Origin of the sequence: Candidatus Sulfotelmatobacter sp., assembly GCA_035504415.1 — a bacterium.
Taxonomy (GTDB): domain Bacteria; phylum Vulcanimicrobiota; class Vulcanimicrobiia; order Vulcanimicrobiales; family Vulcanimicrobiaceae; genus Vulcanimicrobium.
Genome location: DATJRY010000017.1, coordinates 420,892 through 435,922, shown reverse-complemented (window position 1 = coordinate 435,922; position 15,031 = coordinate 420,892). Strand labels below are relative to the sequence as shown.

11 protein-coding genes are annotated in these 15,031 nt (G+C 71.6%); 4 read left to right on the top strand and 7 right to left on the bottom strand.

Features of this window, described 5'->3' with window-relative positions; genetic code table 11:
• Positions 1 to 2 precede the first annotated feature (2 nt).
• The 7 genes from VMD91_15775 to VMD91_15745 form a co-directional block, all read right to left on the bottom strand.
• The gene (locus VMD91_15775) at positions 3 to 716 is read right to left on the bottom strand and encodes an ABC transporter ATP-binding protein (protein HTW85529.1); all 714 of its coding nucleotides are present in this window, start codon (positions 714 to 716) and stop codon (positions 3 to 5) included.
• A complete protein-coding gene (locus VMD91_15770) occupies positions 713 to 1,447 on the bottom strand; it encodes an ABC transporter ATP-binding protein (protein HTW85528.1) in 735 nt (244 codons plus the stop codon). Before VMD91_15770 ends, VMD91_15775 begins: the two co-directional genes overlap by 4 nt.
• Entirely contained in the window at positions 1,444 to 2,361 is a 918-nt protein-coding gene (locus tag VMD91_15765) for a branched-chain amino acid ABC transporter permease (GenBank protein HTW85527.1), read from the bottom strand. The genes VMD91_15770 and VMD91_15765 overlap by 4 nt, the downstream gene beginning before the upstream one ends.
• Entirely contained in the window at positions 2,358 to 3,224 is an 867-nt protein-coding gene (locus VMD91_15760) for a branched-chain amino acid ABC transporter permease (GenBank protein HTW85526.1), read from the bottom strand. Before VMD91_15760 ends, VMD91_15765 begins: the two co-directional genes overlap by 4 nt.
• Positions 3,225 to 3,236: 12 nt before the next feature.
• Entirely contained in the window at positions 3,237 to 4,544 is a 1,308-nt protein-coding gene (locus VMD91_15755) for a Xaa-Pro peptidase family protein (GenBank protein ID HTW85525.1), read from the bottom strand.
• Between the two features lie 23 nt (positions 4,545 to 4,567).
• Positions 4,568 to 5,965 (bottom strand): LuxR C-terminal-related transcriptional regulator, encoded by a 1,398-nt coding sequence (locus VMD91_15750; protein HTW85524.1) that lies wholly within the window; start codon positions 5,963 to 5,965, stop codon positions 4,568 to 4,570.
• 206 nt (positions 5,966 to 6,171) lie between these two features.
• Positions 6,172 to 8,946, bottom strand: a complete 2,775-nt coding sequence (locus tag VMD91_15745) for a hypothetical protein (GenBank protein ID HTW85523.1) — start codon at positions 8,944 to 8,946, stop codon at positions 6,172 to 6,174.
• 253 nt (positions 8,947 to 9,199) lie between these two features.
• Here VMD91_15745 and VMD91_15740 point away from each other — a divergent pair, with 253 nt between their 5' ends.
• The 4 genes from VMD91_15740 to VMD91_15725 are packed head-to-tail and all read left to right on the top strand — an operon-like array spanning position 9,200 to position 15,028.
• Positions 9,200 to 10,495, top strand: coding sequence for a hypothetical protein (locus VMD91_15740; protein HTW85522.1), 1,296 nt, complete (start codon positions 9,200 to 9,202; stop codon positions 10,493 to 10,495).
• Positions 10,492 to 12,498: a protease pro-enzyme activation domain-containing protein gene (locus VMD91_15735; protein ID HTW85521.1), complete on the top strand. Its 2,007-nt coding sequence runs from the start codon at positions 10,492 to 10,494 to the stop codon at positions 12,496 to 12,498. The genes VMD91_15740 and VMD91_15735 overlap by 4 nt, the downstream gene beginning before the upstream one ends.
• Positions 12,495 to 14,573: a hypothetical protein gene (locus VMD91_15730; GenBank protein HTW85520.1), complete on the top strand. Its 2,079-nt coding sequence runs from the start codon at positions 12,495 to 12,497 to the stop codon at positions 14,571 to 14,573. Before VMD91_15735 ends, VMD91_15730 begins: the two co-directional genes overlap by 4 nt.
• A complete protein-coding gene (locus tag VMD91_15725; protein HTW85519.1) occupies positions 14,570 to 15,028 on the top strand; it encodes a hypothetical protein in 459 nt (152 codons plus the stop codon). The genes VMD91_15730 and VMD91_15725 overlap by 4 nt, the downstream gene beginning before the upstream one ends.
• The last annotated feature ends 3 nt before the right edge of the window (positions 15,029 to 15,031 follow it).

Below are 15,031 nucleotides of genomic sequence, written 5' to 3'. Positions count from 1 at the left end.
GATCACACCTCTCCCAAGAAGCGACGTTGCACGTCGGCGTTGCCGCGAATCGCGGCGGCGGTTCCTTCCATGACGGTCTTGCCTTCGGTCAGCACGTAGGCGCGCGACGCCAGCTCGAGCGCTTGGACCGCGTTCTGCTCGACCAGGACGACGGCGACTCCGTCGCGGTTGACGTCGCGCACGACGCCGAAGATCTCGAGCGTCGTCTTCGGCGCGAGGCCGAGCGAAGGTTCGTCCAACAAGAGCAGGCGCGGATCCGACATCAGGGCCCGAGCGATGGCAACCACCTGTTGTTGACCGCCCGACAGCGTGCCTGCCAAACGCGCCCGCAGCGCCGGCAATTGCGCGAAGCGCTCGTAGATCGCGGCCAGCCGGCGCCGGCCGGTCGCGCGCACCCGCGGCGGATGGGCGCCCACGAGCAGGTTCTCCTCGACCGTCATCTCGCGGAAGAGATGACGGCCTTCGGGGACCAGCGCCAGCCCGCGCTCGACGATCTCGCGCGGCGGCCGGCCGTCGATGCGCTGCCCGTCGAAGACGATCGTTCCGGCGGACGGCCGCACGATCCCGATCACGCTCTTGAGCGTCGTCGTCTTGCCGGCCCCGTTGCTGCCGATGATGGTGACGATCTCGCCCGGCTCGACGGTGAACCCGACGCCGTGCAGCGCGCGAAAGTCACCGTAGCCGGCTTCCAAGCCGGCGACCGCGAGCAGGCTCATCCGTCACCGAGCGGGGCGCCGAGATACGCTTCGATCACGGCCGGATCGCGCCGAATCTGTTCGGGCGTCCCCTGCGCGATCAGCTTGCCGGCGTCGAGCACGACGATCCGGTCCGAGATGCGCATGATCAACCGCATGACGTGCTCGACGCCGGCGACGGCGGCGATGCCGCGCTCGTGCAGGCGCAGCACGAACTCCGCCATCCCGTCCATCTCGGTCGGTGTCAAACCCGCCATGACCTCGTCGAGCAAGAGCAGCTTGGGCCGCAGCGCCAGCGCGCGCGCCACTTCCAACCGCTTGCGCTGGGTGAGCGTCAGCGAGGCGGCGGGACGATCGGCGTACGCGTCCAGGCCGACGAAGCCGACGATCTCGCGCGCGTCGCGCCGCGCGCGGGCGATCGTCGGCTCGTGGAGCAGCGCGCCGACGGCGACGTTGTCGACCACGGTCAGCCGGCCGAACGGGCGCACGACCTGATAGGTGCGCGCGATCCCGGCGCGCGCGATGCGATGCGGCGCGGCTCGCACGATCGAGCGGCCCAAGAACCGCACGTCGCCGCGCGCGGGCCGGAACACGCCGCTGATGACGTTGAACAGCGTCGTCTTGCCGGCGCCGTTGGGACCGATCAAGGCCAGGATCTCGCCGGCGCGCACCTCGAGCGAGACGCCGGCCAGCGCGCGCACGCCGCCGAAGGACAGCGAGACGTCGTCGACGACCAGCAGCGAGTCGCTCATCGCCGCCGCTCCGCCAGCAGCTTGGAGAGCGCGGGGACGATCCCGCGCGGCAAGAGCAGCAGCAGCACGACCAGCAGCCCGCCGAAGATCATCAGGTAGATCTCCGGGAAGCGCGCCCACAGCGCTTCGGAGATCTGCGTCATCACGACGCCGCCGACCAGCGGCCCCCACACCGTCCCGACCCCGCCCAGGATCGCCATCACGATCGACTGCAGGTCCAGGCGCGACGAGAAGACGGCGTCGGGCTCGATGTAGGTGAGGAACAACGCGTACCCCCCGCCCAGCAGGCCCGGGATGAGCGCGCTGAGCGTGAACGCCGCCATCTTGGCGCGGGTGACGTCGACGCCGAGCGTGCCGGCGACCTGCTCGTCCTCGCGCAGCGCCTGCAGGCGCAGGCCGAACGCGCTGCGATCGACCCAGAAAGTCAGCGCGATCGCGCCGACCGCGATCGCCAGCGTCCAATAGTACGCGTCGGCGACGTTGAAGTCAGGCGAGAGATACAAGCCCGCGCCGGCGCCGCTGGCCGGCAGCGCCGTCACCAGCACGCGCACCAGCTGCGCCATGCCGAACATCCCCATCGCGAAGAACGGCCCGCGCAGGCGCAGCATCACGTAACCGAGCGGCACGGCCAGCGCGCAGGCGACGCCGCCGCCGGCCAGCGCCGCCAGCACCCACTCCCAGTTCAGGTCCTTCACCAGCAGGCCGGTCGCGTACGCGCCCAAGCCGAAGAACGCGATCTGGCCGAACGAGAAGTAGCCGGCGTAGCCGGAGATCAGGTTCCACCCGTAGGCCAGCGCGACCGACAGCAGCGTCGTGTAGAGCAGGTTGATCACGTAGCCGTTGAGCGCGAGCGGCGCGAGCACCAGCAGCGCGATCGCGACGACCGCGAGCGCGATCGGCAGCGGACGCCTCATGCGGTGCGGCGTCCCAAGATGCCGGCCGGCGCGACCAGCAGGACCAGGATGAACAAGACGTAGGGTGCGGCTTCGGCCAGCGTCGCGCCGAGCACGTAACTGGCGAACGACTCGGTGAGCCCCAGGATCAGCGCGCCGACGATCGCGCCGGTGTAGTTGCCCAAGCCGCCGATGACGACGACCGCGAAGGCGTTGACGGTGAACGCGACGCCTTGCCCGGCGTTCAGGCTGGCGACGAAGCTCATCAGCGTCCCCGCGGCGGTCGCGACCGCGGTGCCGATCGCGAACGCCAGCGTGCGCACGCGGTCGACGTCGATCCCGCAGGCCAGCGCGCCTTCGAGATTCTGGCTGGTCGCGCGGATCGCGCGGCCCAGCAGCGTCGTGCGCAGCACGTAGGCGAAGATCAGCGAGAGGACGACGGCCACGACGAAGGCCAGCAGGCGCGCCTGCGAGATCGCGATCCCGCCCAGGTGGAACGCGCCGGTCAGATACGGCACCGAGACGAAACGGCCGCCGAAGACGATCATCCCCAAGCCGATCAGGAAGTACGAGAGTCCGAAGGTCAGCGTCAGCGACGCCGCTTCGGCCGAGGACACCTCGGGCGGCAGCCGCCGCAGCAAGAAGCGGTGGATCAGCGCGCCGGCGACGAAGCCGACCGCGACCGTCAGCGGCAAGAGCAGCAGCGGGTTGATTCCCAGCTGCGCGAACGCCCAGGCCGAGAAGACCGCCGCCAGCACGACGAAGTCGCCGTGCGCGAGATTGACCACCCGCATCACGCCGAAGATGACGTTGAAGCCGAGCGCCGAGAGCGCCAGCACGCCGCCGAGGAGAATCCCGTCGACGGCGATCTGCAGCACGTTCATCGGCTTACGCGATCACCGCGGCCGGCTGCCGTAATCGTAGGGGTTGGTGATGAACAGCTCCTGCGCCGGGAAGCGCGTGATGATGCTCGGGCCGCGCTCGGTCACGACGATCTCTTCCTCGATGCGCGCCGCCGAGTAGCCGTCGCCGGCCGGGCAGTACGTCTCGAGCGCGAACACCATGCCGACCTGGATCTCCATCGGGTGCTCGAGCGAGTTGAGCCGCGAGATGACCGGGCGTTCGTGCAGCGCCAGCCCCAGCCCATGGCCGAACTGCAGACCGAACGCTTCCATCTCGCTCGAGAAGCCGAACTCTTGCGCCTTCGGCCACGCGCGCGCGACCTCGTCGGTTCCCACCCCCGGGCGGATCAGCGCGATCGAGCGATCGATCCACTCGCGGCACTGCTTGTAGGCGTCCCGCTGCGCCGGCGTCGCGTAGCCGACGCTGAACGTGCGGTAGTAGCACGTGCGGTAACCGTTGAAGGCCGACATGATGTCGAAGAACGCCTGATCGCCGGGCCGGATCAGCCGGTCCGAGAAGTTGTGCGGGTGCGGGTTGCAGCGCTCGCCCGAGACCGCGTTGATCGACTCGACGTCGTCGGAACCCAGGTCGTAGAGCTTCTTGGTCGCCAGCGCCACGATCTGGTTCTCGCGGACGCCGGGTTTGAGGGCCTCGACGATGTCCTGATAAGCGCCGTCGACCAGCGCCGCCGACGTGCTCAGCAGCATGATCTCGTCTTCCGACTTGATCATGCGCGCGTCGTGCATGACTTGCTGCCCGTCGCGCACGGTGATGTTGTGCTGCTGCAGCGCGAACAAGAGCGGCGGCTCGAGGATGTCGATGCCGACCGGCAGCTTCTCGACGCCGGCTTCCTTCAACAGCGAGGCCAGCTCGGCGGCCGCGCCCTCGAACAGGCCGACGTCCGGCGCGATCGCGCCGCGCAGCCCGAGCAATCCGGCCTTGCAGTCGTGCGGATCGAGCCAGGGCGCGTGCAGACGGTGATGCTTGGCCGCCGAGCCGAAGTCCCACACGATCGGCGCGCGGCCGCGGGCCAGCAGACAATAGCGCGTCATCTTGTCGCGCGACCACTCGCCGATCATCGTCGAGCTGACATAGCGGATGTTGTTGACGTCGAACAGCAGCAGCGCGCCCAGCTCGCTGGCCTCGAGCGCGGCGCGCGCGCGGCGCAGCCGGTACTCGCGCAGCCGCGGGAAGTCGACCCGCTGCTCGAAATCGACCGCCATCACGCCCGGCGCGGGGATCGGCGCCGTCTCCGCGGTGCTCGGGGTCAAGCCGTCGATCGAACCAGCCTGCGTCGTCATGCGGGAAGAGACGACGCCGCGGGTCAGCCTTCCTGGGCGCCGCCCTTGCCGCGCGGCGGTCGAGCCGGGGGCACCTTCGGCGCGGCGCCGACGATGCCGGAGCTCATCGCCTTCGCGACCAGCGCCGCCGAGCTGACGACCTGCAGCTTCGCGAACAGCTTCTTGAGGTGGTTGCGAATGGTGAACTCGCTGCGGCCCCACTCTTGCGCCATCGTGCGTACCGAGACGCCGGCGCAGAGCGCCTCGAGGACGCGCCGCTGCTCGGGCGAGAGCACGACGGCCCCGCCGGCGCCGAGCTCGGCCGAACCGAGCCGGCGCTGCAGCTGTTGCGCGAGCGGATGCGTGGGCAGCGCGTCGACCAGCGCGCGCAGGCGTGCCGACTCGATGCGTTCGCCGCGCGCGGCCAGCTCGGCCGCCGCCGTCAGCGCACGGCGTACGTAGCGCAGCGACTCCCAGCGATCGAGCGCGTCGCGCAGCAAACGCGCGCGCTCGGCGTCCTCGCTCGCGGTCGCCGCGCGCGCGTGCACCTCGCGGGCGTGCACGCGCGGGTCCTGCACGAACGCCGCGTCGCCCGCGCCGGCCAGCTCGAAGTAGCGCGCGAGCCATTCCGTCGCGGCCGGTTCGCCGAAGCGCGCCGCGAGCACGACCGACTCGAGCAGCGCGCTGAGATCTTCGACTTCCGCCGTGGCCCAGTCGACCGTGCCGAGCTCGCGCACCGCGCGCGCCACCAGCCGGCGCGCCGCGGTCGGCTCGTCGAGCAAACGGTAGATCTCCGCGCGCTCGAGCATCGCGTGCGCGCGCAGCGCGGACCGGCTCGCCGCGTGCTCCGCGGCGTCGAGGCGGTCGAGCGCGCCGTCGACGTCACCGCGGTTGAGCGCGGCCAGACCCAATTGCACGTCGAGCTGGAACCGCAGCACCGCGTCGGCACCCGTCACGCCGCGCGCCTGGGCCGCGACGTAGTCGGCTAGTTCCGTGTCGCCCAGCTCCACGGCCAGGCTGCCCAGCGTTCGCAGGATCGCGACCGCCAACTCGTCGTCGCGTTCGGTGCGCTCGCGGAGCGCGCCGAGCGCGAGCCGGTAGGCGCGCGTCGCGGCGCCGAAGTCGCCGCGCGCCTCGGCCACCCAGCCGCTCAGGGCCAGCCCGCGCGCGTACAAGCTCCCGCGCGCCTCGTCGAGCGCGCGCGCCAACCACCGCTCCGCGACGTCGAAGCGCCGCTCCGCGTAGGCGGCCCAGGCCGACCAGTACGCCGCCTGCGCTCGCTCGTCGCCGGGGGGCGCCTCGCGGTAGCTCTGCTCCAGGCCCTCCAGACCGCGCGGGCGCGCACCGTCTCGAAAGCGGGTCAGCGCGGCCTGATACTCGCCGGTCGAGAAGACACGCGCAGCGTCGGCCAGGTCGGAACGCGTCCGGGTCGGCTTTGGCATTATGCGGAGGAGCGGCATAATCGTCACCGCTTCCTGCCACCGGCGGGACGCCGCCCGCAGCCAAGGGACCCAAGCGAACACTCGGCGGCATGCCGGCGCTAGTGGAACTCGGCTAGCTGACCGAGTGAGCCGAACGCCGCGATCCCGAACGGCAACGAAGCGCTAGCGATATCGCTAGTCCCCGCGACGAGACAAGTACGCAGGGGCTAGTTAATTGCTGTCAATCCAAAAATTTTCTGCGCCGGCGTTTCGCACCACAGCGCGCCGGCCGCCTCGACGACCCGGCGCCGGTGCCGGCGCCCCGCCTCGGCGGCACGCTCGGCCAGCCCCTCGTCGATCCCGCGCGCCGCCGGCGCCAGCTTCTCGTACGCGATGTGGATCTGATCGGGGAAGCGCGGCTCGGCCCGTTCGATCAGGGCGAAGGTGCGCCGTAGCGCCATCGCCGCCACGCCGGCCGGCTGGACCAGGGCCGCCAAGCGCGCACGCGCCAAGCGGTCGAGGAAGGCGCCGCGGTGATCTTCGGGGAGCATCGGAAAGCGCGACTCCATCGCCAGCGCGACGGCGACGTCTTCGGACCGCCCGCTGGCGAGCCGGATGTCGACCAGCGTCGAGAAGGTCATGATGGCGTTGATCGGCGTGTTGCGCGCCCACGGCGAATGGACGACCCGCTCGGACTCGACCAGCGCGGCCTCCAGCTTGCCCGACGCCGAGAGCGTGTGCGCCAGCGCCAGGCGCGCATGCCACTCGAAGTGTCCGAGCGGGACCGATCCGAGCGCGCGCCGGCGCCGCACGCCGGCGATGATGCGCAGCGCCTCCCGCACCCGTTCGACGGCCGCGTCGAGCCGGTTCACCGCGTAGTCGACCGAGCCGATCGCATAGTGCGCCTGCGCTTCGAGGACGGGGCCGGCCAAGACGGCGGCTTCGAGCTGCAAGCCAACCCACACGTAACAATCCGCGAAGCGCAGCCCGCGCCGCGCGGCGTCGGCCGCCGACTGCGCCAGCGCCGAGGCGACGGTCCACTCGCCGGCGTCGCGCGCTCGCGCATAGGCCGGCGTCGCACACGCGAACGCGTCCTCGCTCGCGCCTTCGATGAAACGCAGCCGCGCGGTGAGACTGTGCGCCTCCAGCTCGCTCGCCAACGCGCCCCCGCGCTGCGCTTCCGCGGCGGCTTGGCGTGCGACCGCGTGCGCCGCGTCGAGATGATTGAGCGAGATGAGCGCGTTGCCCATCGTCACCAGCGCGCCGGCGCGCGCGGCGGCGTCCGTCTCCGGCTCGCTCAGCTCGAGCGCACCGTCGAGCGAGTGCACCGCGGCCTGGAATTGGCCGGCGTGATATTGCGCGGTGCCGCGCGCGAGGTACAGCTCGCGCAGCAACGCCGTCGCGGCCGCCGACGTCGCCAGCGGTTCGAGTACCGCGATGCCGGCGTCGAAGGCGTCGAGCGCGCTGCTCCAGCCGGCGAACGCGACGTACGCGCGGCCGGCGTCGGCGTACGATTGCGCCGCCTCACGCGGCCGTCCAAGCGTGACCAGATGCTCGGCGACGCGCACCTTCGCGCTGGGATGCTCGTGCAGCGCGAGCCGCTCGGCGATGCGCGCGATCGTCTGGTGCCGCCGGGCCGGCGTCAGCCGCCGCAGCGCGACCTCGCCGAACAGCCCGAAGCTCAGCCGGATCGGCGGCGCGTCGGCCAGGATGCCGAACGCGATCAGCCGTTCGCGCGCGTCGCCGACGCGTTCGCTGCTCCAATCGAGCAGCGCGACCAGATCGTCGCCGTCGAGCTGCGGCTCGAGCGCGAGCAGCTCGGCGACGCGCTCGGCGTCGTCGCCGGCGGCCTGCAGCTGCTCCTCGAAGCGGCGCTCGACCGCGCGCGGAAAGTGCGGTGCCAGCGGCGAGTGTCCGCCGCGCGCGTCGGCGAGACGCTGGATCTCGGCCTGCACCAGCAGCGGGTGACCTTGCGCGCGCGGCCAGACCGACTCACCCAGCCGGCGCGCGTCGTCGGCCGGGAAGCAGCGCGCGAGCGCCAGCGCGACCTCGTCGGGACGCAGCGGACCCAGCACGAGCTCGCGCGCGTCGGGGTGCGCCGCGCGCACGGCGGCGAGCGTTTCGGGGCGCGCCTCGTGCACGCCGCGCCGTCCGCTCGCGAGCGCCGCCGCGAAGCCGTGCAGCGCGCCGCGCGCGTGCGCGAGCAGGGCCGACTTGCCGATCCCGGCCAAGCCGCTGACGATCAGCGCCGGCGCGGCGGCCTCGTCGGCCAACCACGCCGCGATCTCGGCCAGCTCGCTGGCGCGGCCGACGAAGCCGAGCGCGGCGACCGGCGGCGTCTGCTCGCGGGCGCCCACGCGCACCGCCAGCTCCGAGCTGGGCGCCGCCCCGAGGTCGGCCAGCGCCGCCGCGTAGCGGTGATAGACGAACTGCGCTTCGCGGCGATTGCCCGCCCGCAGCGCGTCTTCGATCAGCAGCAGGTAGGCGTCGCCGCAGTACGGATCGAGCAGTAAGATGCGGTTGGCCAGCGCCGGCGAGGGCCGCTCGGCCAGCTCGGCGCGCAGCATGTCCTCGTAGCGCGCCGCCAACCGGTCGCGCAGCTCGCTCGCCCAGGGCGCGTAGTCGCCCGGAAGCAGCTCGCCTTGGTAGAGCGCGAGCGCGCGTGCGCGCTCGGCCGGGACGTCGACCGAGCTGCGCTCGAACTCGACGGCGTCGATGGCGACGCCGGCGATCCAGCGCACGACCTCGCGACCCGCTTCGAGCACGCCCGACGGATCGACGCCGGCGTCGCGAAACGCTTTGCGAATCGAGGAGAGCGCGGTCTTGAAGTTGTTGCGCGCGCTGGTCGGGTCGGCGTCGGGCCAGAACTCGCTCATCACCGTCTCGCGACGGATGCGTTCTCCGGCTCGTCCGGCAAGATAGGCGAGCAGCGAGCGGGCTTTGACCGTCGCCGGCGGCGGCGACGCGACGCCGGCGACACGTAACTCGAAGTGGCCGAGCAAGCGTAACGCGACGTCGGGCGCGTGCGCGGAACGTCGCGCGACCCCGTTTACGATCGATTTACGGCGCGGTGCTACGACATGCGGAACGTTCCGGGTCGGAAACCCGGACGGGTCGTTCACGGGGGAGTCACGTCGTATGCGCTCCGGGTTAATTGCTATTGCCCTCCTATGTACGGGCCTGGCCGCATGTAGCGGCGGCGGGTCCGGGACCGTCACTCCGGCCGCCGGCACGCAGTCGGTCAGTCCGACGCCCGTGGCGACGGCGACGCCCACGCCGGCGCCGTCACCGAACGCGCTCGCCGCTGGAGACACGTTCGTCTACGCGGGGCAACTGGTGCAAAGCTTCCAGACCTTCACCGAGATCACCCCTCCCGGCGCTTCGCCGGAACCGATCGCCACGACGACGACGAACGTGACGCAAACCGTCACCGTCGCCGCCGGGCAGAACTTCAACGGCACCGCGGGTCTGGTCGATCTGCACGATGCCGAGACCGACGCGCTCAGCAGCGGGCTCAAGACGACGACGTCGACCACCGACGCCTACGAAGCGCTGACCAACACGCAGCTGCTCGCGTACGGCTCGCAGTTCGCCGACGAGGCGGGCGACACGCAGACGACGTTGGCGACGCCGGCCGACGTGCTCGACCAGCTACCGGAGACCGCCGGCGCGCGCTGGTCGAACGGTCCGGGCGCGACGATCGACGAGGCCGTCGCGGGCGACGCGAGCGGTTCGCCGATCACCGTCGTGCGCACCGTCAACGACGACGGCACCTACAACGAGAAGACCACCTACCCGCCCAACTACGCGGTCGCCGGCGCCGACGGCGTCGGCGACATCCAAGAGAACGCCGACGGCAGCGGAACGTTCGCGTTCGAGGCCAACGGCGAGACGCTGACGATCACCTACAGCCCGCCGGAACCGCAAGCCTCGGGTCCCGCGCTGATCACGATCAACGAGTATCTCGGACTCGACACGACCGTCGCCCCGTACCAGACCTTCCAAGTGCCCACGTGGTACGGCAACGCGCCGGCGCTCTACGACGAGAACGATCTGGACCAGGGGACGCAGACGATTCCGTCCGGCTGCGGGCTGACCGCGGCGTTCCCGGCGCAAGCGACGGCGCTGGCGCAGACGATCGCACGCACCGACACCATCCTGGGCTACACCGAGCAGGAAACGACGACGCGCTACGTCGCGCCGGGCTACGGGGTGCTGTGCACGGTCTCGACCGACCAGCAGACGTTCGACTACGACTTCAGCGGCGATCAGGCGTTCGCGTTCACCATGACCCCGCCGCTCGAGATCGCGACCGTCACCGAGACGCTCGGGATGCAGCCGAGCTCGACGATCCCCGGCCTCACGCTGAGCGGCGCGCGCCGCGCTCGCGGCACCGCGAGCGCGGCGAGCGTGCCGGGCGCCCGGCTCGACGTCGGCGCCGTGCTGCACGCGCGCTTCGAGCGCGCCGTCTTGGCCGCCCGTGTCCAGCGCGCCGCCCAGCTGGCGCGCGCGGCGGCCGCGCGCCTGCACCGTTCGGGAGGAGCCCTGTGAATCGCACCGCTTCCACGCTGGCCGCGACGCTGATCGCCGCCGTCGCGCTCTCCGCTTGCAGCGGCGGCGGCGGCCACGCCGGCGCGCTGCCGGCGACGCCGACGTCGTCCGGCGGCAGCAACGCCGCCACCGCCGGCGCCGCCACCTTCGCCTACGGCGCCGACGCGCCGGCCGGCGCGCAGTACGTCGGGCCGGCCAACGTCGGCACGATGGGCGTCGACGTCGCGCTGCAGCTGCAGAACGCCGACGGTCTGGCGCGCTACGCCGCCGCCGCCAGCACGCCGGGCTCGGCCAGCTATCGGCACTTTCTGACCCCGCAGCAGATCGGCGCGCAGTACGGCGCGTCGAGCGCGTCGCTCAACGCCGTCGCCGCGTACTTCGCCGGCTACGGTCTGCGCGTCGCGACCTGGCCGCAGCACCTCTCGCTGTTCGTCAGCGGCCCGCAGCACGCGCTCGAACAGGCCTTCCAGACCACCTTCGGCGTCTACCGCGCCGGAACGACGACGTTCCTGGCGCCGCACACGACGCCGCACTTCACCCGCGCGCTGCCGGTCAGCGCGATCACCCGGCTGGTCACCGCCAAGCGGCAGTTCCGCAACTACGTGCCGATCAGCGGCGGCGCGATCACGACCAGCGGCTACGGTCCGCTGCAGATCCGCAACGCGTTCGACTACACCGGCGCCTACGACGCCGGCTACACCGGCACCGGCATCTCGGTCGGCATCATCGGCACCGGTCCGATCAGCGCCGCCGACGTTCCCGCCTACGGCACGATGTTCTCCACCAGCGTCGCGCCCGTCAGCCAGGTCGACGTCACCGACGCGGCCATCGCGCAGAACGGCATCGAGAACCCGCCCGACACCGGCTTCCAGACGCCGCCGCCGGTGACGGCGCTGTGCGGCGGAACGCTGCCCGGCTGCAACCCCGAGGACGGCGAGGCGCAGATCGACACCGAGGCGGCCGCCTCGCTCGCGCCGGGCGCGCAGGTGCTCTTCTATCTCGGCTACTTGCCGGGATACTGCGAGGACAACAGCGGCAACGTCACGCCGCCGCCGTGCGGCAGCGGCACGACGCCGATCGACTTGATCGGCCTCGACGTCGCCGACGACGAGATCCAACAAGCGATCGCCGACGACAAGGCCGACGTGCTCAGCTTGAGCTACGGCGGCCCCGAACAAGCGCAGGTCGGCCTGGAGTTCGGTCCCGCCAACGATCCCACCGCGGGCCTGGGACCCGAAGAGTTCGCCGCGCTCGCAGCCGAGGGGATCGCGGTCTTCGTCTCCTCGGGCGACGCCGGCGCGGAAGGCTGCCAGCGTCCGGTCTATCAGGCCGCGATCGATCAGCCGTGCGTGAGCTATCCGTCGACCGATCCGAACGTCGCCGCGGTCGGCGGGGTCACCGTTCCACTCGACCGTTTCGGCAACCTCACCAATCAGATCACCGCCTGGGGCTTGGAAACCAGCGACGGTTCGGGCGGCAGCGGCGGCGGCGTCTCGGCGTACTTCTCGACCAGCCTCACGCCATGGCAGCAAGGGATTCCCGGCCTGATCGGCAGCACGCGCAACGTCCCCGACGACTCGCTGCTCGGCGATCCCGAGACCGGGATGTCGACGCTGATCAACGCCGCCTTCAGCCCCGTCGTCGAGTCGATCGGCGGCACCAGCGTCGCGGCGCCCGAGATGGCGGCGATGTGGGCGCTGGTGCTGCAAGCCTGCGCGTCGGCGCCAACCTGCGCGACCGCGCAAGGCGCCAAGAGCTACCGGCTGGGCAACGCGGCACCGCTGCTGTACGGCTTCTATTCCAAGAACGGCACGGTGCTGCCGGCCTACGCGCAGACGTTCTACGACGTCGTCTACGGCGACAACGCGCAAGTCGTCGCGCAGCCCGGTCCGACCTCGCCGCCGCTCGATCCCGGCTATCAAGCCGGCACCGGTTACGACCAGGTGACCGGGCTCGGCGTTCCGTTCGCGCGCGCGCTCATCAAGGCGGTGACCAACCAATGACCATCCGACACCTGACCGCCGGCGTCGCGGTGCTGGCCGTCTGCGCGCTCCAGGCGTGCGGCGGCGGCGGCGGCACCAGCTCGCTGCCGCGCACGAGCGGGAGCACGCCGACGCCCACGCCGGTCCCGTCGGGGACGGCGCAGCTCGCGGAGCAGTTCACGATCACGGTACCGACCGCGAGCGGCACCAGCGCACACCTGCGCTTGCCGCGCTACGTCTCGCCGAACACCGGCTCGGTCCGCATCGCCGTGCAGAGCGTCAACGGTGCGACCGTGACGCTGACGCCGACGATCGCCGCGCTGGCGGCGAACGCGCCCGGCTGCGCCACCGGCAGCGGCGGCGCGCTGGTGTGCACGATCAGCGCCGCAGCGGCGATCGGCCAGGACGTGTTCGCGATCTCGACCTTTCAGTCGAGCAACGGCAGCGGCACCGCGCTGGCGACGACGACCGTTGCCGAGACGGTGACCGCGACGAGCGCGGCGCCGGTCGCGCTCTCGCTCGGCGGCGTGCCGGCCAGCATCGCCTTCTCGCCGAGCGTCTTGCCGCTGGTCGACGACGGCGCGATCCATCGCTACGCGGTCACGCTCGACGCGCTCGACGCGTCGGGCGCGACGATCGTGGGCGCCGGCCCCTACGCCTCGTCGATCGGGCTGCAGATCTTCAGCGACCCGACCCACGCGCTCTCGCTCTCGACCGCCAGCGTCACCCAACCCGGCACGGTCGTGACCGTCACCTTCGATGCGAGCAAACAGCTGGTGAACGGAGCGATCCAGGCCACCGGAACCGGCGTGAGCGCGACGCTGACGGCGGCGCCGCTCTCGGTCGCGCCGCAGCCGCTGCTGGTGTACGACGACGCGAGCTCCGGCGTCGCGGCGACGCTGACGCAGGCCGGCTTCACCGGCAGCTTCACCGCCACGGTCGCGAACGCGGCCGACGCCAGCGTCAGCATCGCCGGCGGACCGCTCCAGAGCGGCAGCGCGGTGGCGACGATCGTGCCGCACACGACCTTCGACGTCACGCAGCTGCAGATCGGCAACGGCGCCTTCACCGCACCGGTGACGCTGACGGTCGCGCCGCACCCGGGCAGCTACGCCGGTTACGGGAGCGACCACCGGCTCTTGCAGCCCTACGGTCTCGTCGAATCGCCCGACGGCAAGCTGTGGACCGCCGACGACGGTCAGGGTCAGCTCACCTCGTTCGACCCGGTCGCGAAGACGTACACCTCGTACACGGTCGCCGCGCCGTTCGCCGGACCGTACGCGGTCGCGTTCGACGCGCAAGGCAATGCATGGTTCGCCGCCGGCTCGAGCGTCGGCGAGCTGACGCCGAGCACGAGCAACGTCGCGACCTACACCACCGGCCTGGAAGCGAACGCGAACGTCACCGGGATCGTCGCCGGCCCGACCGGGACGATGTGGTTCTACGATCAGGGGCTGAACCAGCCGCCGCTGAACGTCGGCCAGCCCAGCTGGTTGGGCAGCATCAACACCGGCAGCGGCGCGATCGTCGAATATCAGACACCCGACGCCGCCACGCCGGCGAACCCGTTCGGTCAGCCGATGATGTCGATGGTGCTCGGTCCCGACAACGGGATCTGGTTCGCCGACGGCGGCAACGACGCCGTCGGTCGCCTCGACGTCGCCGCCGGCAGCTACGTCGTGACGCCGGTCAGCACGCCCGCGTTCCCCGATCAGAGTCCGTTGCAGCTGGTGAACGGGCCCGACGGCAACGTGTGGTTCGACAGCTACAGCAACGCGGGGACCTCGACGATCGGCTCGATCGCACCGGCCACCAAAACCGTGCAGCTCATCACCGGCGGCGTACCGGCCGGCGCGTACGGCGCCGCGGCGCTGGGCTCCGACCACAACCTGTGGTTCGCGGAGCTACCCGGCAGCGGCTTCTTCTCCAGCTACGCCGACGTCACCGTCGTCAACCCGACGACGCGCGCGGTGTACACCTATGCCAACCTGATTCCGCAGTCTTCGGTCATCGCCGGTCTGGTCGACCGCGGCGATCGCACCCTGTGGATGCTCGACAACGCCTACGGTCAGATCGGAGCGGTGCCGTTCAAATGATGCGACGCACGTCTTCTCGCCTCGTCGTGCTCGGCGCGCTCGCCGCGCTCGCGCTGGCCGCCTGCGGCGGCGGCGGCGGCGCGACGCCGGCCGCGCTCGGCACCACGTCCGCCCCGACGCCCACCCCGACACCCGCAAGCGGCGCGACGGCCAGCCCGACGCCGGCGGCGACGCAGCTGCAAGCGTCGACGACGTCGATCGCGTTCAGCTCGAACGCGCCGGCCACGTTCACGGTCAGCGAGAGCGGCTACAGCGGAGCGTACACGCAGACCAACACCTGTAACCCGCTCACCGGCGCGATCGCGACGGTCAGCGGCGGCTCGTCGGGCGGCACCGCGAGCTACGCGGTGACGCCGGTCGGTCCCGGCACGTGCGCCGTCACCGTCAGCGACGCCAACGGCCACAGTGTGTCGGTCGCGGTCTCGGTCTCGGCCGCCGCGATCACGGTGAACTAGGAG